We start from the raw sequence: 21,703 nt of genomic DNA, 5'->3' as shown, positions 1-21,703 counted from the left end.
TCTGTAATTGATCTCTCGCCACTTAAAAAAGCAGTTGTTTGAAATTACTTAAGAAGCTGTAGAAGGTCTGCTTAAAATCTTATTTGCAACTTATTGATGACTTCTATCTTCTCCAATAGGCTAGTTAGTGTTTAGTTAGTTCTTTTTTAGGTAACTAAAAACTTGAAGTCAAAGTAAATTACAAACAGGAGGCTAACTAGTGTCAAGTCTAAAAGATCAAGTCGTAATAATTACGGGAGCTTCTAGTGGGATTGGTGAAGAAACAGCGAAGGAATTATCTTCTAAGGGAGCAAAACTTGTATTGGCAGCAAGGCGGGAAGACCGTTTAAAAGAAATTGCTAACCAGGTGATTCAAAACGGAGGGCAAGCTATTTTTAAATCTACAGATGTGACCTCGTATGAAGAAATGGAAGAACTTGCTTCGTTTGCCCAAGAAGAATTTGGTCAAATTGATGCCATTGTAAACAACGCAGGGCTAATGCCACTGTCTTACTTGAATAAACAAAAAGTTAAAGAATGGGATCAAATGATTGATGTGAACATTAAAGGCGTACTTTATGGAATATCCGCCGTCCTTCCTCACATGCGTGAAAGGAAAAAAGGACACATCATTAATATTTCATCTGTAGCCGGACATGTCGTCTTTCCGGGAAGTGCGGTGTACAGTGGAACAAAATTTGCAGTCAGAGCCATCACTGATGGGCTGAGAATGGAAGAGTCAGCAGATAGTAAGATTAGAGCAACCATCATTTCTCCTGGAGCCGTCTCCACCGAGCTTACATCCACCATCACAGATGAGGATATTAAAGGTGGCGTTGAAGAACTTTATGAACAGGCTATTACACCAGATAGTATTGCGAGAACCATACGCTATGCTCTAGAGGAGCCGTCTGAAATTGCGATCAACGAAATTGTAGTAAGACCAACAAATCAGACAATGTAAAATTCAAAGACGCGCAGTCCATTCGTGGGTTGCGCTTTTTTTGTGATAAGAAGGTCTGCGGAAAATGAGAATGGTTATTATAGTGATAGGGATGCTTAAATTGTAAGGAAAGAGAAGGAGATGTAACGTTCTGTATAGAAATTATATAAAAATTCTTTGTTACTTTTACTTCTATCCTTTAACCTCTTCAATGACAAACCTTTAATTATTTTGTAGCTAACATACGTGTCTAAACTAACTATGGAGGGAGTATAAGATGGAATTCACTTTTCATGATTCAGATAAGCTAAAAGATTTTTTTGAAAATAATAAGCTTGTATTTGAAGGTATTTTGTTATCGGAAGCTGTCTATGTGAAAGATAAAATAGATGAAATTTTACATATTGGAAATATCGATCTTGTTAATAATGCCAAAAAATTAGTCGTTTACATTATTGATAAGGAAGATGAAGAGCTGAAGCACTTTGCAAAAATGGAAGGGATTGCTTGGGCGCAGCATTCGATAGAAATTTCATTTAAATTAGAATGGGTTCAGGCGATTCGAAGAACAATTTGGATATTTATAGAAGAATACAATGACCTCACAAATAGCATGGATATTGATGAGTTTTTTCATTTGGAAAAAGAAATCAATAATCGAGTAGATGAATTCTTAAATACTTTTTTCATTAATTATTCCACCTATAAAGATTCATTGATAAGAGCGCAAAAAGAGTTGGTTGAGAATTTGTCTGTCCCAATTATTCCTATTGATTCCGCCATTTGTATTCTGCCTTTGATTGGTGATCTCGATCTTAATCGGGTTGAAATTATTAATAAAAAAGTTTTAGAAGAGATCTCAAATTTGGGAATTCAACACTTAATTATGGATTTATCTGGCGTGGCCACCATGAAAGGTGAAACGATTGCTGAATTAAAGAAGGTTATTGATGGAATTTCTATGATGGGTTGTGACACGGTCATTACCGGACTAAGGAAAGAAATTGTAAGGGAAATGACGAAAACAGGAATACTATTTAATCGACAAACGAAAACGCTGGGGACCTTACAGCATGCACTTGATGAATACTTTTTTCATTGATTGGTTATTGAGTCGAATATGTGATAAACCAGAGGCAGAATTATGAACAGACTCAATGGAAATGTCGTTTTGCTATTTAATAAATCATTGAAGAGGATAGAAAAAAGGCCTGAGTATAAACTGCTCAGGCCTTTTTTTTATAGTCTCCACTCGTTGGATTGCCACAATTTAAACAGCAAATCTTCTGACTCTCCGGTATTACCATTAATGATAAAGGTTGTTGTAAGAAAGTTAGTATCAACGGCCACTTCCCACAACGGCAAATACACCAATTCTGTTTCCTTTATCTCATATCTTGGTTTCTTTAATATATAATTTCTGTTGATCTGTTTATCTTGGACATCTATTACATATCTTTTTAGTAAATCTTGCTTTGTAATATCTGCTCTTTTTAATTTTGATTCAGATACCTCCTTTGATGTGATTGGCGGGATACTTGGAAACAATCCACGGTATCCTGACACCGCATCGATAAAAGCCATATTCGGTTTTATTTTAGGAGGGAAAGGCTTTCTGTCTGCAATGACAAGCATTTTCACCACCCACATCGGATGGTACATTTTCTCTTTTTTTATGATTCCCTGTCGGAGGATTTCTTCATTTAACTGTCGATTCCATTTTAATGAAGGCTTTAAATTTTTATACATGTGCCCCGGCAGGTCTTTTTCCATTATACTTTCTTCTCCAAGAATACTAACATTCATGAGGTCACCTACTTATGCATTTATGTCCATATGATAACGGTCTACTTCCAATTGTTTAGCCTCAGACGGTGGTGCAGTCATTAAACTAACAACAATCGTTAATATCGCAGAAACAGGAGCAGATACCAGGTGCTCGGAAACTAATGCGAAAGGAAGCAATGCCATTATGATAAAAGTAACCGTTCCTCCTACCATACCTGCTAAAGCTCCTGCAGTATTTGTCCGTTTCCACCATAAACCTAGAACCAGGGGGAAGCCAAAGGCAGATAGCATCGCTCCGCTTACCCAGCCAACCATTACGGCGATCAATTGAGGAGGATCGATAGCAAAGATGATACCTACGATGCTGGCGAGGATCATCACAATGAGACCGAGGCGAGTGACCGCTTTTTCTGAAGCTTTTTTATTTATATGTTCCTTATAAATATCGTGAGCAATTCCAGCCGCTACGGCTAAAAGCATTGCATCTGCAGAAGACATGATGGCTGCCAGTAATCCTGCTAACATTACTCCGGCTAATAAAGCAGGCATGTAATGTTCAATGACTGAAATGAAAATCATATCCTGGTTTTCTAAAGTGTCTGCGATTCCGAGGCTTGCTCCAGCCGATGCAATGACGAACCCAAAGATAAAGACGGTTACATAAAGAAAACAAGCTCCCAATGCAGAGCGTCGTGCTGTCTTCGCATCACGAGCGGCAAAATTTCTCATGACTGCCGAAGGGGAAACAACGCCAAACCACAGAAACGCAATAAACAATCCGAAATAGGACATCCATGGCTGCGTAATGGAACCGAATTGAGGATCGACAGCCAGGGCATCTTGGATTAATGTGCCGACACCACCATGGTCCATCAATATAATGATAGCTAAAATGAACATTCCAATAACCATAACCGCGCCCTGGATTAAGTCTGTATATGTAATGGCCCACATACCGCCTAAAGCAGCATACAAAGTAAAACCAAGCCCCAAAATAATGACCGCTGTTACATAATCAATGCCTAGTACATAAGAACCGATAAGCCCAGAGGCTGTCAATTGTGGAATCATGTAAAATGTCATACTAAGTACGACTATAATCGCAGCTACAATTTGGACTGACTTGCCATACCGATGATTGAAAAATTCAGGCAGCGTCTTTACTCCTGTTCTTCTAATTTGTCCAGAGATTAAAAACATAGCAAATGAGGGGATAGCTACTGCACCAAACCCATAGGCTAGCAGAAATGGCACCCCAAGAGCGACTCCGGAACCAACGGCTCCCATCAAAGAACTCGAGCTTGCAACGGCAGCGAAAAAGGCAAATGAACCTACAAAGCTGTTGATTTTACCACCGGCTGTCCAATAGTCTCCTTCTGATGAGTGAGCCCGTTTGGCAAACCAAATCCCTATAACCGTCATAATAATTAAGTAGATTGCTAAGATAGTTGCTTCCATTATCTGCATCGACTCTCACTCCTTTATTTGATTTTTCTTCTCTCTGATTCATTTATCCATTCAGCTTCTCTTTTTTCTAATTTTTCCATCCATACAACGTATGCGACAGTCAAAGCTAACCAAATAAAAAAGCAAACAAACATTGCCCATCCAGCTAAGGATATACCCGCTAAATAAGTGTCTGTCGGCCACCAGATCCAAAAAATTACAGATATCAATGATAAAAGAATGACCATGACAATACCAGGATCTTTCCATTTCTTTCTTGTTAGTTTCCTCATCTATATCCCTCCTCTCTTACTTATAAAGCTTTTCATATATGGATTGGACAACGACTAAGTCAAAAATAGCAGCACCTACAGATTTATAAACAATGGTCTTATCCTGTAAATTTTGAGGTTGATGATTATTTTGAATGATTTTTTCGAGATCCCAAGAGTCCTCTAAGTCCGAACGTAATTCCTTCGCCCGAATCATATCACCTGATTCACGAAAAGCCGAAGCTGCATCTACATACACTTCATCCGCCGTATTTAATACTTGATCGGACATTTCCTGCATAGTAGGACGGAACGATCCAATTCCAACAACCTGTTTCCCCTTCCATTCAGACTCATTTAATTCTGGTAAAACTGGTGTAGTAGAGGTGGTCGTCGTAACAATAATATCTGATTGTCTAACTAAATCTGTTATAGAAGAAACGGTAAAGGTGACATCAGGGAAAGCTTTCTCTGCTTTTGATTTAAAGTGAATAGCTTTTTCTTCTGTTCGATTATAAATATGTACATTCTTAATATTTCTCGCTACAAGTGCAGACTCCAAATGGCTCCAGCCTTGAGTCCCAGTGCCTATGATTCCTACGGTTTCAGCATCTGGTCTTGCAAGATACTTCATTCCAAGCCCGCCTAAGGCTCCAGTACGTAAGGAGGTAATGGCAATCGCATCACATATAAATAAAGGTTCCATCGTTTTTCGATCATATAGAATCATTAATCCGTGGATGGCGTCTTTACCAATGTTCGAGTTTTCGGGGGCGACACCAACTAACTTTGTCGCATAATAATCTTCATAGAATGCTGGCATAAGTAGAGCTGTATTATCCCCATCTTCTATATGCATTCGATCAGGTGAAACGTAGTCCTCTTCTTTGCTCAAGAAAAAGTTCTCAATGCTTGCCATCGTTTCTTTCATAGAGTATTTTTTTATGATTTCTTCTGCTTGAATAACTTTCATCTATTTCCCTCCTTTTTGGTGTATCACATATGTTACCAAATTTTTCAGAAAAGTGAAAACATTGTAGTATTATGGTATGAAGAAAATTACGCGTTAAAAGAACTATTCTATTATTTTGCGTGTTAGCGAATTCATTAATGAAGTTCGAGGTCAAAGGGGAGTACTGTAAGTGAAATAAAGAAAGACCAAATCGTCATAGATTTGGTCTTTCGGGCCTAATGGGTACCTGGATTTGTCTGAAAAACAGGTGATTGAGTTTTGCTTCTACCACTCCAAAAATAGCCGAGAACAGCCCCAACAAAGGCTGGAAGAATCCACCCAAGTCCAATATCATAGAGTGGCAGGTAGGAGTAATAAAATCCGCTAACTTTCTCAATTAAATGAATAGCAGCCCCAGGCACCGTGCCGACTAAAGCATTGTAGCCATCAATGGAGCTTACGAAAAATGTCAAAATCATAGAACCAGTATAAACACTTCGCTTATGCTTAAATAAACTAGAGGAGAGTCCTAATAAAATCAAGACGATCGCGAGTGGATATAGGAACATCAGCACAGGGACCGCGTATTGAATGATATTCGTTAGTCCAAAGTTAGCGACCATAAATGACGTTAGCGTTAAAATAAGAACGAACGTCTTGTAACTGATCTTAGGATAAATGGTATGGAAAAATTCACTGCAAGCAATGATTAGTCCTATGCTCGTTTTTAAACACGCAAGAACGATAATGATGGCTAGTAAGATCGAACCGTACGCTCCGAAATAATGTTGGGAAACAGCTGCAAAAGTAAGCCCTCCATTTTCTAGAGTACCGACAGCTGATATGCTAGATGCTCCCATATACGTAATTAAACCATAAATCAGCGTCATGAGACCCATGGCGAACAAGCCTGATTTCCAGGTTGTCTGTGCGATGGCCTTCTTATCTGTAATTCCCATTCTCTTAATAGCATGGATAACGACAATCCCGAAGGCCAGAGCACCGAGTGCATCCATTGTGTTATACCCTTCTTTAAATCCAGTCATAAACGGCAGCGTACCATACTTGCCTGTAGGCTCTCCGAAGCTACCCATCGGCTTAACAATGGCCGTTATAATTAAAATAGATAAAAACAGTAAAAAGGCCGGTGTTAAGTATTTTCCAATGATATCCATTACTTTCGCAGAGTTCAATGAAAAATAAAAGACGAGAGCAAAGAACAGAAAGCTGAACAAAGCAAGCCAGAGACCGCTGTGATCAGACTGAATGAACGGTTCAAAGCCAACTACAAACGGTACAGTGGCCGTCCGGGGAATAGCGAAAAAAGGTCCAATGGTTAAATAAAGAATAATAGCAAAAGTTGTACCGAACAGTGGGTGGACCCGGCTTGCTAAATCGTGTAATCCCTGGCTCCCAGACAGCCCAATCGCCAATATCCCCATAAGAGGGAGACCGATGGCAGTTACAAGAAATCCAATCAGCGCAGGCCAAAAGGAAGTCCCCGCAAGCTGTCCTAGCTGGATCGGAAAGATTAAATTACCAGCTCCAAAATACAGCCCGAAGAGCATTGTCCCGATGGCTGCGTAAGTAGAGAATGATGTTTTTTGTTGCATATACATGTTCCTTTCCTGGTGAGTAAGGGGCTCTATGAAGCAATAAAAATAATCCTATCAAGAATCTTTTAAAGGGACAATAGTCTTTTCTGGTATTTGTCGATAATATTTGATTTTTGTCTAATGCAAACGTTTTATTTAGCTAACTTACATAAAAAGGGACTGGTAATTGCATAGAAATGTAATGAAACAGAGAATTTTGAGAGTGTTAAATAGGTTCAAAGTATTTAATCAAGATTCGTGAAGGGCAGTGGTAAATTTGTATATAAATAAGGAATGAATGTGGGTGTTAATGAATGGAAATAGGGGCTTTAATCATTGTTATTATTCTTTCTCTATGGTCTATTACTAAAACGATAGAGAAGGTATCTAATAAAATTATAGAAAAGCAAGAACAGCAGAACGAACTTCTTAAGGAAATAAAACGTGAATTAGAGAATAAAAAGTAAATGCTTGATTTACTCCACTTACTTGGCCGAGCCATTACTTTTCATACAAGGAACATCATAACGGGAGGCACAATCAACAGAAAAAGAACTTACTCCTTTTCCAACATTTGAAGTGGGATTTGTTCGAGTGTATCAAGAAGTAGAAGCGAATAAATATAGAAAATACATCGACATCCCATTGAATGGAGCTTAATTAGAGACTTTTTCTTTGTAAATGAATAAATTCAACCTTTTCCACTCACCTTAAGGAAAAGGAGGAAGAGATTATGCCTAAAGATGCTCAAAACTCACACTCTGAAGTTTCCCCACATCCTGATGGAAAAAGGGAAGGAATTATAAATGAACCTACGGGATTACAGACAGGTGTTACTACAGATTCAAAAAAGTCCTGGAACGGAAAAGAGAAAGAATTAAACCTGCAACCTGATGAGAAAATGAGAGAGTTTAAGGAAAGTATGGAAAATTTGATAGATAAGGACAAGCACTAGGCCCCGATCAACCTCGGGGTTTTTTATTTGGAGATTTATAACTGGAGTAAGTGCTTGAGTCTGTTTGTTTGTTTTGAAATAATTGGAAGTAACAAAAAGGAATAAGGTTAAAGGGAGAGGTAAATGCAAAAGTGGATGGGATCCTCAGCCTGTTCTACTCATCCCTAATATTAGGTGATAGCCACAGCAGCATATTTAATCTAAGGAGTGGATAGGATGGATAAAAAGATACGAATGTGGATCACTATCTTTTCCATTAGTCTTCTAGCCTTGCTAGGAATCTATTATTTTGCTTTCGATTTTCAGTATTTGGATTACAGTGTTACTGAAGAGGGCCAATTTGTCTTACATGAGGGTTTAAACGAGCCAGGCGCTATAGTTAATTCTGATGTAAGTGATAAACAGGATAGCTTATCTATTTTAGGTTCTTATATGGACCAATTTAATAAATGGGTTCTTGTCTTTATTTGTGTCATTCCGTTCTTTATGGCTACTTATGCTGTTTTATTTAATGATCAACTCATGAAAGATGCTCTGAAAAAGAAGAAGTACTTATCCATAACGGTGATTGCAAATGTGACTGTCTTAAGTATATTTGTCTACCAGTGGATTCGATCTATTGAATTAGTTAACGATGCGTATCACAATGTTATGTTCTAAAAATGTTATTTTCTAAATAGGAAGTGGAACGTATGGAAAAGAAAAAGCAATCACCGTTTTATTAGTTAGGAGCAGCTGAACCGACATAATATTTGCATCAAGAAATCACACCCCTTATTTCTTCAGCAATTAAATTCCATGCTTCTTCAGCTTTCTCTTTAGGCCCCAAATGAGTAAACGCATGGTAGCAGTTTTTAAATTTTACTTCCCTAACACGATTACCTGCTTTTTTTAAATTTTCAGCGTAGACTTCGGCTTCTGGAGTAAACGCATCGTATTCTGGGATTACAAAAAGTGTAGGGGCAAGTTCGTCTAATTCCTCAGCTAGAACGGGCGAAGCTTGCGGGTGTCGTGCTTGACCTTCTTCAGGGACGTAACAACGATTGAGAAAGTTGGCTACTTGTGGATGTTTGGCCCGCCTTGGATCAGGTTCCGGCTTCTCACTATGAGGGGTGACGAAATCAAGCATCGGATAAGCAAGGACCTGAAGGATGGGCTGAGATTGCCTTCGTTCTTTTAACAGTAAACAGAGAGCTGTCGCAATATTCCCACCAGAACTTTGGCCGCCCACCATCAACTTTTCTGGATCAATATTCAGTTCATTCGCCCGTTCTTTGATCCACTGAAAAATTTCGTAAACCTGTTCAATCGGTTTAGGAAAAGGATATTCGGGTGCTTTGGCGTAATCAATATTAATAACAACAGAGCCTGTATCATTTGCAAGCTTTCTACAATAGGGATCGTCCATTTCTTTGGAATTCATAATGAAAGCCCCGCCATGAAGGTTGAGGTAAGCAGGGAGGCTGTGTTCCTCCCTGCCTAGCGGATAATAGCAGGTGATGTATGTAGGCTTTACACTTGTTTCTATTAACAGCTCTTTCTTGGATTTTACAGGTAGGATCGGGACCATAGGTCTTTTTTCAGCTTGGTTAGGCCATACTCGTAATAGCTTTGCGATTAGAGGTGTAATCATAAAATACTCCTTTTTTATTCGTTGTACCCTTGCAAAAGATCGATATTCATCTTTTGGTTATTAACAGTTTCTATGCTTGACTAACAACAAAACGGAAAGGGTACATTTATGTAAGCTTAACCACAAACTATTGAAAAGCATGAGGTGATTGCAATGTGGTTTATGATAATAGCTGTCACGGCAACTCTTCTGCTTTTTTGGCACAGGGTTTCTTTTCCAGTAGGTAAACAAAAAAGTTCCGCATCCTATACCATTATTATTCCTGCGCGTAATGAAGAAAAAAACTTGAAGCGTTTATTACCTTCCATTTTAGCAGTCGAAAGTAAACATAGAGAAATTATTGTAGTCGATGATGACTCTGATGATCGAACAAGTGAGACGGCGGCTCTGTATGGAGTTAAAGTAATTAAGAACCCTCCATTACCAAATGGATGGATGGGAAAATCATGGGCTTGTTATAATGGCGCAAAAGCAGCTACAGGAAAATCACTGTTTTTCCTTGATGCAGACACATGGTTTTCGCCAGAGGGTTCAGAGAAAATCATGAATTATTACGAAACGAAAGGGTCAAATTCTTTGATAACGGTTCATCCATATCATTGCATGGGCTCATTTTTAGAAAAACTATCAGCTGTATTTCATTTGGTTGTCTTTGCATCTTCAGGTATCACAAGCATTTTCAAAAAAATGGGAGGCGCGCAAGGCGGATTTGGTCCCTGCCTAATTATTGATGCAGATACGTATTGGAATCTAGGCGGGCATCATGCGATTCGTTCTGAAATTGTTGAGCATCTTGCTTTTGCAAGACAAGCGGAATCAAAAGGAATAAAAACCTATGCATTCAGCGGGAAAAATGTCGTGAATATGAGAATGTATGAGGCCAGCTTTAGAGCCGTCGCTCAAGGGTGGTCAAAAAGCTTTGCGTCAGGAGCCTCAACAGCTTCACCCATCATGTCCTTCGCAAGTATCATATGGATCACATCTGTCGTTTCATACCTTGTAAATCTATTTGAAACAGGCTGGTGGACAGTAGTCGGTTATGGTCTTCTCGCTGTACTTTTGTATAGAATCTTGCAAGATGTCGGGAATTTTCGTTGGTATGATGGATTTCTATTCCCGGTGTATTTCATCTTTTTTGTCTTACTTTTCGCATTCTCTTTTGTAAAAACCTATATCTTCAAGCAGTCTACCTGGAAGGGACGCCAAATTGTAGGTAAAGAGAAAAGAGACTCACCTTAATGATTCTCGTGAATGCTATTGCCTGGCTTGTTATCCATTTAAGTGTAAGTGTAATCGTTTCGCAATTTCCATCTTCTCTTGTTATGAGCTTTTCCAAGTTATATAAACTGAGGGAATGGGAAAGACATGGGGCTATTTACGAACGTATGAAAATTAAGCAGTGGAAGAACAGGCTGCCTGAAGCGAAAAAATGGGTTAATCATGGGAAAGGGAAAACAGGGATCCGCTTGAGAAATGAAGCTGATTACAATGAGTTTGTTCTCGCAACCAATCGGTCTGAACTCTCTCATTGGCTGCAAATACTGCCCGCACCCTTATTTTTTCTATTCAATACCCAATTAGCAGGCTGGATCATCATGGTTTATGCTATCTTATTTAATCTTCCTTTCATCATGGTCCAAAGGTACAACCGTGCCCGTGTTGAAAAGATACGGATATTTTTTCATCAGACTCAAGAATAATAAACTTACTTACCCTTTATAATTTTTGAAAATTATCCTAATGGGTGTACCCTTAGTAGTAAGACATTTAACCTGGGTAACGAGGGGGAGATTCATGGTGAGCGGCGGCTGGTTATTGCTTGGAATGTTTGCCCTTTTAGGACTGCCTCTTTTGATTGGTTGGCTGCGTGACGTTCTTGGCGTGAACACCAACCGTTTCTACGGTGATGAATTGAATAAAACTCGCCGAAGTAAGAGGGAAAAGGCTTTTGATAAAGCTGCCCCTTATTATGACAGTGGTAACCATTGGGGCAGTGATGATGGTTCCTCGGTTGATGATTAATGAAGAGATTCAAGAGGTGCTTATCTCGTGTTGAGAAAGCACTTTTTTATCGTTAGTTGGAATTTGCATACATAGGAGGTAGATGTGAAGCTGGATAAACTGTTTGAAAAGATGAAGGATGGCAGTCGAAAGCTACAAGACGCTTATTCTGCAATCAATGAGCTTGGTGATTCGAAGATTTGAAGTGCTATAATCCGACTCTATCTGGAACAATGCCTATTGGAATCAATGTGACAGGTTCAGACCTTGATATTATTATGGAGATCTATGACTTGAATTGTTTTGAGAAGGAGCTTTGCTCTCTTTATCAAAATGAAAGAGACTTCTTAATTAAGAGAACTAAAATTAGAGGAAAAAATGTTGTGAAAGCCAACTTTCTCTATGGTGGATTTGAGTTCGAAGTGTTTGGTCAAGACGAAGCGGTGGATAAGCAATATGCTTATATACATATGAAGACCGAACATGAGCTGCTTCAAAGGTATCCGCAGTTAACTGAGCAAGTCAAATCGCTTAAGGATCTTGGAATAAAAACAGAACCAGCCTTTTGTCAACTATTGAACATTGAGGGAGATCCATATGAAGCGCTTATTTATTATGGAAAAAAGCAAGGACTAATTTTATAAATGATATAGGGGTGAAAGGAATGTTTAAGGAAAGAAAAATTAGGATTCTAATCTATGTCATGCTTTTTTTCATTGTCGTACTTGGACTAGGATCCTACCAATACTATCAGGAAGTTAAAGAAGAAAGTCGTGAATTCGATATCTTTATAAACCACTTTTACTTTTCCATAGATGACAGTTTAACTAAGATTAATAACATCCTTGAGGATAAACCAGAAAAGGGAGAGCTCAAAGAAGCTCTAAGGTTTTTAGAACAGGATTTAATTAGAACTCATACCATTATTCAAGGTGGCAGGAACTTCTTAGATTATGATATTCCTAACACTTACTTTTTCTATGAGACTACATATTTATTAAGTGGCTATACAACCAATGGTACATCGTACGCTGCCCCAATGAATCAAGACGGAAAACTGGATGAAAAAGAAACACAAGTACTAGAAACGTATCGCGACCATTTAACCGATGCCAAAGAAGCGATGTATTCACAAGAGACAATGCAAGAAAACCCTCAACTATCGATTGATGATGTCAATGAAATTATATCTACTTATTTAAGCCAAAGCTCAGAAGATATTTACAGGGAATCTATTAGGTAGTATATAAAAAAATTGTTGTCTGATACTCCTCTGGTTGATACTTCGTGGGTTGGTCGATATGGACCTTACAGCACATCTTAATAGATAAATATGAAATATCACCTAAACTAAAAGCAGTCTTTTTGGTGTAAGTGATATTCTCTTACTTTTTTATTAATATACAAAAATAAGTATAGCTAAAAATTGATGGATAAGAGGATTGTGGAATTTTGTAGAAAAATTAATAAAAGTGAAACCAAATGAAAGTTTCTCCCGTCCAATGTTTAACGATAATGATTAAGGATTAAGCTCGGATAATTCTCTAACCCATTAAACATAAACGCTTCATCTATTGAAAACTACATGATTTACGAGCATTACTACAGTCTAACGCTGTTTACTTTTGTTATACTTTCTACTAATAAGGAAAATTTTGTCTTAAACATAGGGGGGGGAGCCTTACATTGAAATTATTAAAATCACTAGTTGTTTTTCTAGCATTTATTACACTCGTCAGTTGTTCCCAGCAGCCGAAACCTGAGGATACTTTCAAACAATATATGAAAGCATGGGAAAACCAAGAGTATGAAAAGATGTACAGCCTCATCAGTGAAGGGTCGAAAGAATCAATAACAGAAAAAGAGTTCTCGGATAGGTACGCTACCATATATGAAGGAATTAATATGGAAGAGTTGGCCTTTTCTTATGAGCTGCCTGAAGAGGAACAGGATTACGATAAAGAAGAAAAGCCGACATTTAATTATCAGGTTAGTATGAATTCTCTGGGTGGAAAAATAAAATTCTCTCATAAGGCAGAACTGGTTTATCAGGAAGGAGAGGAAGAGGATCAGTGGCTTCTTAATTGGAATCCTTCTATGATTTTTGCTGGAATGAATGAAGGAGATAAAGTGAGGGCAAGGGTTCTTTCTCCTGAACGTGGAGAGATTTTTGATCAGAACGGAAAAAAACTTGCCGTAAACGGTACGGTTAAAGAAGTTGGTCTCGTACCAGAACGAATGCCAGAGACCGAGGAGAAAAAGGAAGAAGCGAAAGAGGAACTAGCAGAAATATTGGATATTAGTGTTGATGGCATTAACCAGAATCTTGAGCAAAAATGGGTCAAACCAAACTCGTTTGTGCCGGTAGCTTCCATTGCAAATAATGAGGAAGAACAAATAGCTTCCATTGAAGAAATACAAGGAACACTAATTAAGGATAAGTCAGCACGTGTCTATCCTCTAGGAGAAGCCGCTGCCCATTTAACGGGCTTTGTTAGGAAGATTACTGGTGAACAGCTTGAAGATAGAAAAGACGAAGGGTATACACCTACGAGTAAAATTGGGCAAGCTGGACTTGAGGCTGTCTTAGAGAAAGAGTTGCGAGGCACAAAAGGAGGCCGTGTATACATCGAGGATACAGAGGGGAATGAAAAAGAGGTACTAGCTGAACAAGAACCAGAGGATGGAAAAGATTTTAATTTAACGATCCGTTCTGACTTGCAAAAGAGGGTGTATAACCAGTTAAAAGGCTACTCTGGGGCTTCAGCGGCGATTAATCCTAAAACTGGGGAAGTCTATGCGCTTGTCAGCTCACCCGCTTATGATCCGAATGAGTTTGTCCTTGGACTAAGCGGCGAACGCTATACGGAATTACGGGAAAGCCCAGGACGCCCGCTTATTAACAAGTTTACAAAAACGTATGCGCCAGGATCAACGTTCAAACCGATCACCGCAGCGATTGGACTTGAAACAGGTGCCATTAACCCTAATGAAGAAATGTCTATTCCGAATAAGACTTATACGCAAGAAGGCTGGGGCGGTTACGCTGTCACAAGAGTCGATGGAGCTAACGTTGATAAACAAGTGACATTACGTGATGCGCTCGTTCGATCCGACAATATATACTTTGCCCGCTCCATTCTTGAAATTGGTGGCGAAACCTTTTTACAAGAAGCGAAAGACTTCGGGTTTGGCGAGGAAATTCCATTCCCTTATCCAATCAGTTCCTCCCAACTTTTAAATGAAGAAACCTTCGGAAAAGAAACCCTTTTAGCAGATACAGGTTACGGACAGGGACAAGTGGAAATGAGCATGCTTCATTTAGCGATGACCTATACTCCTTTTGTAACAGACGGTACATTATTGAAACCAGTTTTAATGAAAGAAGATGAAACAGAACAAGTCTGGCATGAAAATGTTATGAGTCAAGAAACGGCTTTGACAGTGCGTGAAAGTTTACAAGCTGTAGTTGAGACATCAGAAGGCACTGGTTATGAGCCGCAGATCTCTGGTATCAAGCTTGCTGGTAAAACCGGAACGGCTGAACTAAAACAGTCACTTGAAGTTAAAAATGGACAGGAAAACGGCTGGTTCGTTGCCTGGAATACAGATTCTTCCGATTTACTCGTCTCGATGATGATTGAAGATGTGGAAGGCGGCAGCCATTACGTCGTTCCAAAAGTTAAAAAAGTTTTTGAAGAAAGCAAGCAATAAATAGGAGGCTGGAATTTAGGGAATTCTCTAAGTTTCGGCTTTTTTATTTGAGAGGAGGGTTGTTTGTGCTTACGAAGAAAAGACTGATCATTGCACTTAAGATTGTACTCTTTGGATGCACCTTCAGCTATTTTCAAAATAATGCATTGGTAACCACCAAAATGAATGTAAAATCAGACAATCTGCCAAAAGGGTTTGTTGGGTTTACTATCGTGCATTTGTCAGGCCTACATAACAAGGACTACAGGGAAAAGCGGCTTTTAGAAAAGATACAAAAGTAAAATCCAGATGCGATCGTATTTACGGGGGGCTTAATCGACAAGGATACGTCAAACATGAAGCCGAGCTTGCAACTCATGGAGCAGCTTCATGAAACAGCTACAACTTTTTATGCCAAAGGAAATCATGAATCCGGTTCAAAGAAATTTCCTGTTCTGGAAAAAATTGATATATTATGGTCCAAGTGTTAAGGGAGGAGAGTAAAGAAATGAAAAGGAATGGTGATGTGATTACCATAGCCGGGATCGATGACCCGCTCTTCAACAATCAAACAGAAGGAACATTCGAAGAGTATTTAAGAAATTTAACCACTAATGGAGCGACTTCAGAGTTTACTATTCTATTATCGCATCGCCCGGAAAAATTCCCTTTGTATCAAGAGTTCAACATTGACCTGATATTGAGCGGTCATGCGCACGGTGGACAGTTTACAATCCCATTTGATGGTGGGCTGGTAGCTCCAAACCAGGGCTTCTTTCCTGAATATACAGCAGGTAAACATAAAGAAAATGGATTAGTCATGGTTTTAAGCCGTGGATTAGGGAATAGTATCATTCCCCAGAGGATTTTTAACCGTCCAGAGGTGGTGACAGTCACATTAATAAAAAAACTCTTAAAAATTTTAATAAATAAACATGGGGGGAGTATACAAACTTGAATTATTGAATGATAGAATATTCTTAATTAAAGATATAATTAAGGGGTTCAAAAGGTGAGGTGGATGGAAAATTGAAAATAGTGAATTGAACGCTGAGATTGAGATGCTCCGCAGCCGCATGTATGAAGAGTATGAAAAGGGAAGCAGCTATGACCAACTCGTCCATATATCTCAAAAGCTAGATCTCTTACTTAACCAACTGAATAAAGATGAAGCAAAGGTATAATTGGTTCAAAAAAAGCCCTCAACATTTGTTGGGGGCTTACCGTCTATGTATCATTCACTTGTAGTGAATGGTTGATTGAGGGTTTAACTTTCGTAGACGGTACTATTATTTTACCATCATTTTTCTACTATAACAATTCATAAATTCCATAGAAAGATATTCTCTCATACGCATTAGCAAGAAATATTTAATTAGAAATACTCATTAATAAATCATATGAGCTCATATATCGATCATTTTGAATCACTTATCAATATTCTTACCGATTCGGATTAGAGTAAAGAATCACTCATAGTTTTCAATAAGTAACCCGTTCTCGTTATGAGAACGGGATGATTATCGGTATTAATTGGTTCGATCAGACAGTTTCACTAGTACATGAGCCATATGTTCACGTTCTTCTTTATTCGCTACGTTCCACAATTCGTTAAGAACTTTTTCTTCACGGTTGCGTGGCTCTTCATGTTTGGAAAGGTAGTCTCCAACTCGTTTTGCACCTTTGGTAAGGCCCTCTGAATCTAAGCCGAGCTTCTCACCTTTGTGTACCTGATCTCCTAAATAGTCTTTAAACGATTCGAAATTCTTCATAATGTCATCTTTTTTATCTTCACTCATTTTCGCTGCTGCTTGTTTTGGATCTTTTCCAGCCATTTGTAAGAATCCTCCTTTAAGTTATTTTACAATACCATTCCCGTGAAAAGATTCCTAAAACATGCATCTGTAATTGAATGTGCTAATCAAGACAAGGGTAAGGAATAAAATATTTTTTACAAATAGACTGAAGTGAGAAGTTATTGTTTTCACTTAACAATTAGCAGGTGTAGGGAGACCCATTAATATTAAAAAGGAGAGCTGTTCGTGATTGGCTGGATGATTATCGCTTGTGAAATAGGATTTTGGTTTTTTTTTGTTGCCGGTTTATTCTCACGCTATGTATTGAAGAAGAACCGGCTTGGTATGATTTTTCTTATCTGTACACCAATTATCGATGTCCTCCTTCTAATTGCGACCTTTATTGATTTGAAAAATGAAGCTGTTGCTACAACTGTACACGGAATTGCAGCTATTTATATCGGAGTAAGTGTAGCTTATGGACATCAGATGGTTAGATGGGCAGACCGACAATTTTTTTATCGATTTGCGCAGGTAGACAAACCATTTAAGCTGAAAAAATATGGAACGGAAAAGGCTAGAGCTGAACGCGAAGGGTGGTACCGGCACGTTCTGGCCTGGGTGATTGGAGCCTCACTGATGGGAGGCATTGTTCTATACATTCATGATACTGAGCAAACAAACTCATTTTTGGAGACAATGAGAGCATGGTCGATCGTTTTAGTGATCGATTTTTTTATCAGCTTTAGCTATACGGTTTTTCCAAGAAAAGAAACTACATAATTCTACCGAAGGACGGCAAACGCTCTTTTTTCGCTGATAACTGTACTCAGTTCATCATCAGAAAACCACACCTAAAAAAATTGTGAGAATAGACCGTATTAAAGCTGCTGAAATTCAGCAGCTTCTTCTATCCATATCGGTTGTTCTAGAAACCAAAAAAGATTACTATAAAAAGATATCTAAAAAAGGAGGTGTGTACTAGTGAAACAAACTTACTTACAATCCTATTATCTGAGGCGCTTGTTAGCGTCTGATCCTGGTCGGAAGCGTTTGAATCAGGCAGGAAAAGCAACCATTAGTTTAATTTCAGCCGTGTTCGCGAGTACACTCCTCCTTAATATGCTCGACCATCCTCCTTTACTTCCATCTATCATTGCTGGTGTTTGCGGCTTAATGGGGATCATGATTGTGCTAGATGACACCAAAGAGAAGAAGCAGGTAACCACATTACTGCTCCCTTTATCAGCAGCAGTAGGTGTAACCGTGGGGTCTTTACTTGCCGACCATGTGATTCTAGTTTCAGCCTGGATGGTAACCATCATCTTTTGTGGCTTTTACTTTTCCAGGTTTGGAAGTCGATACTTTTCCTTAGGCATGATCGGTTTTTTTACCTCATATTTCTCATCGTTCCTGAAACTTTCACCAGATCAGTTTCCTTGGTTTTACCTAACGATACTTATAGGCGTCAGTTTTGCTTATTTCTATAATTTTGTTTTATTCAAGGATTCGGTTCAGCTTCTTAAACGAAGTATGAATTCTTTTCACCGTCAGGCAAACCTTACTTTTCAACTGCTGATAGAAATTATTCAGGATACAATGACGAGTGATTCCAGGAGAAGGAAACTGGATTACAATGTGAGGAAATTACGTGAATACGCAAACAACGTTTCTACAGATCTGAACGCTCAGGATATCCGTGAACTTTGGCCAGGTCTTGGAACAGAGCAGCTTAGGCTGTACGTGTTTGATACAGCCATGTTTGTTATGACGATGTCTGAGAGTTTACAAAAGCTTAAAAATGATGATGCTTTGGAAATGAAGGAACTGCGTACGCTTCTTGTTAAAGTGATCTATACGTTGCAGCAAGCAGAAGTTCTTAATCATACCTATAGTAAACAGAACTTAGTCGAAGCAGAAAACGTGATAAAGTCTTTGAGAGAAATGATCGATAATTTGTTTAAAGAGCGTTCGTCACAGCCAGAAGGTTGGCTTTATTTAGTGCGGAGAATCGAGGCAATTGCAACCCATGTAACGGAAGGCGCCCTCGAAATTAAGGGGTCTATCAATAAGGTGCCAAGTACTATGGAAAGAATAGACGACGCCAATGTGGAAGAGGAAGAAAAGGAAGAAGAAAAAGGAATGAAGCCTACAACAAAGAAGGCTATTCAATCGGTCATTGCGGGAACGATCGCTGTCATTGTTGGTTACGCAATTTCTCCAATCCAACCCTATTGGGTGCTATTGACTACGTTTATCGTCCAGTTAGGGACTGAAACCGTAGGACGTACTTACCTTAAAGGATTAGAGCGATCGATTGGAACGGTCATCGGAGCTGTCTTAGGTTTCGGACTAGCCAAATTGGTGTCAGGTCATCCTCAACTAGAAGTCATTTTGCTGTTTTCATTCATATTCTTGGCCTTTTATCTATTACCTGTTTCCTACACAATTATGAGTCTTTTAATAACGATGCTGATTGCGTTTATGTACGATCTTATGCTTGGCGGAATCACATTTGAACTGTTAGGTGCACGCGTCATAGATACGATCGCCGGTGCAGCCATCGCTCTAGGTGTAGCCGCAGTGATTTATCCCACAAAAACGATGGACAAAGTGTCACAGACGTTTGCAGATTATTTGGAGGAATTAGAATCCTATGTAACGGATTATGTACGAAGCTTCAGGGAGCCTTCCGATATCAAAACTATGGCTGATCATGCATTCCAATTGGATGCTAAAATTCAGGAGATTGAGGATGAATCCAAACCCCTATTACAGGGACCAGGAGTTCGTAAATATTCGGGTCTGCCGAGATGGATCACTGTTTTTACAGCGATAAATTATTATGCAAAGCACCTTGTGGCATCGGCCTATCAAAAGAATTTCACCTATCCTGATGAAGTAAGTGAGGTTTTTCAAAGGGTGGAAGAAAAGTTTAGTCACAATATTCACGTCCTCACAACTATGATTGAAAAAGAAGAAGTAGTCGGAGAGCTTTACGATTTACATCCTGAGCGGGAGCAAATCGAACGACACGCTCCAGGCCATAATGATGGCCAGGGAGACCTTGTCCATCACTTGTACTACGTATGGAAAATTAATCAGTCCCTCATTGTTTTAGGCAAACGCATGGGTTTATACGACAGAAATTAAGGAAAAAAGGAAATGGAAACTTTTCAGTAGAGGAGGATGCTCTATCATTGTATCTGGAAAGATTCACTACAAACATCACCAAATTGATTTTGAAGTAAGGTATGAGCATGAAGATATAATTGAAGGATTAATCAATAGCGAGGAAGCGAAACGGGGGTTGATCAGAGCGATTAACCGAAAATTCCGTGTCTTGTATCCTCCCTCAAGTGAGATTGCCCCCGTACATGTTCGACGCTTTTAAACGATCTTAGTAGAACCGTGACATTAGAAGTCTCGATTTTTTTAATCAGAAGCCTTTATATTCATTTGGTATAATAATAGATAGCAAATATTGGAGGGATCAAAATGGAATTGAAGCAAGGTCAAGTCTTCGTATGGTCAAGAACCTTCAGTAAAGAGGAAGTCTTTCAATTTGCTGAACTCACAGGAGATCAAGGAGTTCATCATATGGAGCGCAACAAAGATGGGAAAGTGATGGTGCAAGGGTTGCTTACGGCAAGTCTCGGCACGAAAATTGGTGGAGACCTCAACTATATCGCCAAAACTATGGATAGTGTCTATTTAAGACCTGTCTTTTCTGGCGATACAATCGAATGCGAATTAACCCTTACGAAAGTAAAGCAAAAGGATGACTACAAAGAAGTAGAATTTGAATCTGTTTACCGAAACCAGGAAAGTAAGGAAGTTCTAAAAGGATACAGTAAGGGAATTATCCGAGAGTAATAGATTCTTTATAAAGAATGCTCACAGGTTTAAGGTTGTACCTCTTTCAAAAGATGATTTTACCCCCCTGGATGTTATTAAAAACACTAGGGGGGGTGTCCTCCATTTAATACGCTGCGAAGCTCTTCTGAATTAAAAAAATTAATACTACTAACCTTCTGTTCTTCATTAGTTTGTGCGTGACCTTTAAGCTTCACCTTTTTACTTTCATTACTTTTGTTATTCGTAAAGGACACTTACACAGTGAATTTGTAATAATTTTCTCTTTCTACAATGGTTATATCAATAGGTATTAACTTATAGTCAGATTAGGCTATGTGTAAGAATTGCGTGGCCATAGTAGTGTTGACCATTCCCTCATAAAAATCTTCACTTCCATAAGGTTTATATTCTTCCTGAAATTTAACCAACTGTTGTAATAATTTTTTCTTTTCTTTTCTCCTTCTTTGAAGTGCATAAACTGTTCCTGCTCCTCATTTGGACCAGTAAATAACTTCTGTAAAACAGCTCAAATATTTTGTTCACTATCGCTTATTTTTGAATTCTCTTCTTCATCTCTAAAGGACGAGCAGCCTACAGATAATAGTAGAATCCCTACCAATATTACATACGTAAAGTCTTTTTTTAAATTTCCATAAACTAATACATTCCCCACATATTTTGTTTAATTACTACATACGAAAGAGAATTTTATTTGTTTCATAATATATCGTACAAGGGTTTAAGGAATTGGTAAGAATAGAAGTATTGAAAGGACGACAAACCTTTTATTAT

General features: G+C 38.7%; 24 protein-coding genes. 17 read left to right on the top strand and 7 right to left on the bottom strand.

The annotated features are described in order from the left end of the window. Positions 1 to 199 precede the first annotated feature (199 nt). Both ACRYKC_RS04260 and ACRYKC_RS04255 read left to right on the top strand, forming a co-directional pair. Entirely contained in the window at positions 200 to 943 is a 744-nt protein-coding gene (locus ACRYKC_RS04260) for an SDR family oxidoreductase (protein WP_433805443.1), read from the top strand. A gap of 256 nt (positions 944 to 1,199) precedes the next feature. Continuing rightward, on the top strand, positions 1,200 to 2,024 hold the full coding sequence (locus tag ACRYKC_RS04255; RefSeq protein WP_433805441.1) for an STAS domain-containing protein: 825 nt from the start codon (positions 1,200 to 1,202) through the stop codon (positions 2,022 to 2,024). Between the two features lie 137 nt (positions 2,025 to 2,161). Here ACRYKC_RS04255 and ACRYKC_RS04250 read toward each other — a convergent pair whose 3' ends face one another. The 5 genes from ACRYKC_RS04250 to brnQ form a co-directional block, all read right to left on the bottom strand. Beyond that, positions 2,162 to 2,728 (bottom strand): hypothetical protein, encoded by a 567-nt coding sequence (locus ACRYKC_RS04250; RefSeq protein ID WP_433805440.1) that lies wholly within the window; start codon positions 2,726 to 2,728, stop codon positions 2,162 to 2,164. Positions 2,729 to 2,740: 12 nt separating this feature from the next. Beyond that, on the bottom strand, positions 2,741 to 4,177 hold the full coding sequence (locus ACRYKC_RS04245; protein WP_433805438.1) for a sodium:solute symporter family protein: 1,437 nt from the start codon (positions 4,175 to 4,177) through the stop codon (positions 2,741 to 2,743). A gap of 14 nt (positions 4,178 to 4,191) precedes the next feature. Then, positions 4,192 to 4,449 carry a hypothetical protein gene (locus ACRYKC_RS04240; protein WP_433805437.1) on the bottom strand — a complete coding sequence of 86 codons (258 nt, stop codon included), beginning with the start codon at positions 4,447 to 4,449 and terminating at the stop codon, positions 4,192 to 4,194. 16 nt (positions 4,450 to 4,465) lie between these two features. Beyond that, positions 4,466 to 5,401 (bottom strand): ornithine cyclodeaminase family protein, encoded by a 936-nt coding sequence (locus ACRYKC_RS04235; protein ID WP_433805436.1) that lies wholly within the window; start codon positions 5,399 to 5,401, stop codon positions 4,466 to 4,468. Positions 5,402 to 5,616: 215 nt separating this feature from the next. Next, positions 5,617 to 6,993, bottom strand: coding sequence for a branched-chain amino acid transport system II carrier protein (gene brnQ / locus ACRYKC_RS04230; RefSeq protein WP_433805435.1), 1,377 nt, complete (start codon positions 6,991 to 6,993; stop codon positions 5,617 to 5,619). Positions 6,994 to 7,708: 715 nt separating this feature from the next. Between brnQ and ACRYKC_RS04225 the strand changes: the two genes are divergently transcribed. Together ACRYKC_RS04225 and ACRYKC_RS04220 are read left to right on the top strand one after the other, a co-directional pair. Beyond that, positions 7,709 to 7,930, top strand: a complete 222-nt coding sequence (locus tag ACRYKC_RS04225; protein ID WP_433805434.1) for a hypothetical protein — start codon at positions 7,709 to 7,711, stop codon at positions 7,928 to 7,930. A 216-nt stretch (positions 7,931 to 8,146) separates the two neighbouring features. Beyond that, a complete protein-coding gene (locus ACRYKC_RS04220; protein WP_433805433.1) occupies positions 8,147 to 8,590 on the top strand; it encodes a hypothetical protein in 444 nt (147 codons plus the stop codon). A 97-nt stretch (positions 8,591 to 8,687) separates the two neighbouring features. Here ACRYKC_RS04220 and ACRYKC_RS04215 read toward each other — a convergent pair whose 3' ends face one another. Next, positions 8,688 to 9,563, bottom strand: coding sequence for an alpha/beta hydrolase (locus ACRYKC_RS04215; protein WP_433805432.1), 876 nt, complete (start codon positions 9,561 to 9,563; stop codon positions 8,688 to 8,690). Positions 9,564 to 9,716: 153 nt separating this feature from the next. Between ACRYKC_RS04215 and ACRYKC_RS04210 the strand changes: the two genes are divergently transcribed. The 10 genes from ACRYKC_RS04210 (at position 9,717) to ACRYKC_RS04165 (ending at position 16,441) form a co-directional block, all read left to right on the top strand. Then, positions 9,717 to 10,802 carry a glycosyltransferase family 2 protein gene (locus ACRYKC_RS04210; RefSeq protein WP_433805430.1) on the top strand — a complete coding sequence of 362 codons (1,086 nt, stop codon included), beginning with the start codon at positions 9,717 to 9,719 and terminating at the stop codon, positions 10,800 to 10,802. Then, complete coding sequence (locus ACRYKC_RS04205; RefSeq protein ID WP_433805429.1) at positions 10,802 to 11,263, top strand: glycosyl-4,4'-diaponeurosporenoate acyltransferase CrtO family protein; 462 nt, start codon at positions 10,802 to 10,804, stop codon at positions 11,261 to 11,263. The genes ACRYKC_RS04210 and ACRYKC_RS04205 overlap by 1 nt, the downstream gene beginning before the upstream one ends. Before the next feature lie 94 nt (positions 11,264 to 11,357). Next, a complete protein-coding gene (locus ACRYKC_RS04200; RefSeq protein WP_433805428.1) occupies positions 11,358 to 11,585 on the top strand; it encodes a hypothetical protein in 228 nt (75 codons plus the stop codon). A gap of 179 nt (positions 11,586 to 11,764) precedes the next feature. After that, positions 11,765 to 12,208 carry a DUF4269 domain-containing protein gene (locus ACRYKC_RS04195; RefSeq protein WP_433805427.1) on the top strand — a complete coding sequence of 148 codons (444 nt, stop codon included), beginning with the start codon at positions 11,765 to 11,767 and terminating at the stop codon, positions 12,206 to 12,208. Positions 12,209 to 12,228: 20 nt separating this feature from the next. Next, a complete protein-coding gene (locus ACRYKC_RS04190; RefSeq protein WP_433805426.1) occupies positions 12,229 to 12,807 on the top strand; it encodes a hypothetical protein in 579 nt (192 codons plus the stop codon). 443 nt (positions 12,808 to 13,250) lie between these two features. After that, positions 13,251 to 15,278, top strand: coding sequence for a penicillin-binding transpeptidase domain-containing protein (locus ACRYKC_RS04185; RefSeq protein WP_433805425.1), 2,028 nt, complete (start codon positions 13,251 to 13,253; stop codon positions 15,276 to 15,278). Positions 15,279 to 15,343: 65 nt separating this feature from the next. After that, entirely contained in the window at positions 15,344 to 15,559 is a 216-nt protein-coding gene (locus ACRYKC_RS04180) for a hypothetical protein (protein ID WP_433805424.1), read from the top strand. A gap of 54 nt (positions 15,560 to 15,613) precedes the next feature. After that, a complete protein-coding gene (locus ACRYKC_RS04175; RefSeq protein WP_433805423.1) occupies positions 15,614 to 15,748 on the top strand; it encodes a hypothetical protein in 135 nt (44 codons plus the stop codon). A gap of 17 nt (positions 15,749 to 15,765) precedes the next feature. Then, positions 15,766 to 16,215 (top strand): metallophosphoesterase, encoded by a 450-nt coding sequence (locus tag ACRYKC_RS04170; RefSeq protein ID WP_433805422.1) that lies wholly within the window; start codon positions 15,766 to 15,768, stop codon positions 16,213 to 16,215. Positions 16,216 to 16,300: 85 nt separating this feature from the next. Beyond that, positions 16,301 to 16,441 carry an aspartyl-phosphate phosphatase Spo0E family protein gene (locus tag ACRYKC_RS04165; RefSeq protein WP_433805421.1) on the top strand — a complete coding sequence of 47 codons (141 nt, stop codon included), beginning with the start codon at positions 16,301 to 16,303 and terminating at the stop codon, positions 16,439 to 16,441. Positions 16,442 to 16,786: 345 nt separating this feature from the next. On the opposite strand, the gene ACRYKC_RS04160 is transcribed toward ACRYKC_RS04165, so the two are convergent. Continuing rightward, positions 16,787 to 17,092 carry a DUF3243 domain-containing protein gene (locus ACRYKC_RS04160; RefSeq protein ID WP_433805420.1) on the bottom strand — a complete coding sequence of 102 codons (306 nt, stop codon included), beginning with the start codon at positions 17,090 to 17,092 and terminating at the stop codon, positions 16,787 to 16,789. 207 nt (positions 17,093 to 17,299) lie between these two features. On the opposite strand from ACRYKC_RS04160, the gene ACRYKC_RS04155 reads away from it, so the two are divergent. The 3 genes from ACRYKC_RS04155 (at position 17,300) to ACRYKC_RS04145 (ending at position 20,929) form a co-directional block, all read left to right on the top strand. Continuing rightward, entirely contained in the window at positions 17,300 to 17,836 is a 537-nt protein-coding gene (locus ACRYKC_RS04155; RefSeq protein WP_433805419.1) for a hypothetical protein, read from the top strand. Positions 17,837 to 18,037: 201 nt separating this feature from the next. Further along, positions 18,038 to 20,206, top strand: a complete 2,169-nt coding sequence (locus ACRYKC_RS04150; RefSeq protein WP_433805417.1) for an FUSC family protein — start codon at positions 18,038 to 18,040, stop codon at positions 20,204 to 20,206. A gap of 345 nt (positions 20,207 to 20,551) precedes the next feature. Further along, positions 20,552 to 20,929: a hotdog family protein gene (locus ACRYKC_RS04145; protein ID WP_433805416.1), complete on the top strand. Its 378-nt coding sequence runs from the start codon at positions 20,552 to 20,554 to the stop codon at positions 20,927 to 20,929. Positions 20,930 to 21,703 lie beyond the last annotated feature (774 nt).

The organism is Halobacillus sp. A1-3 (assembly GCF_050971765.1).
Taxonomy (GTDB): domain Bacteria; phylum Bacillota; class Bacilli; order Bacillales; family Halobacillaceae; genus Halobacillus; species Halobacillus mangrovi_B.
The sequence above is the reverse complement of the archived record's forward strand: the minus strand, read 5'-3'. Positions and strand labels throughout refer to the sequence as shown.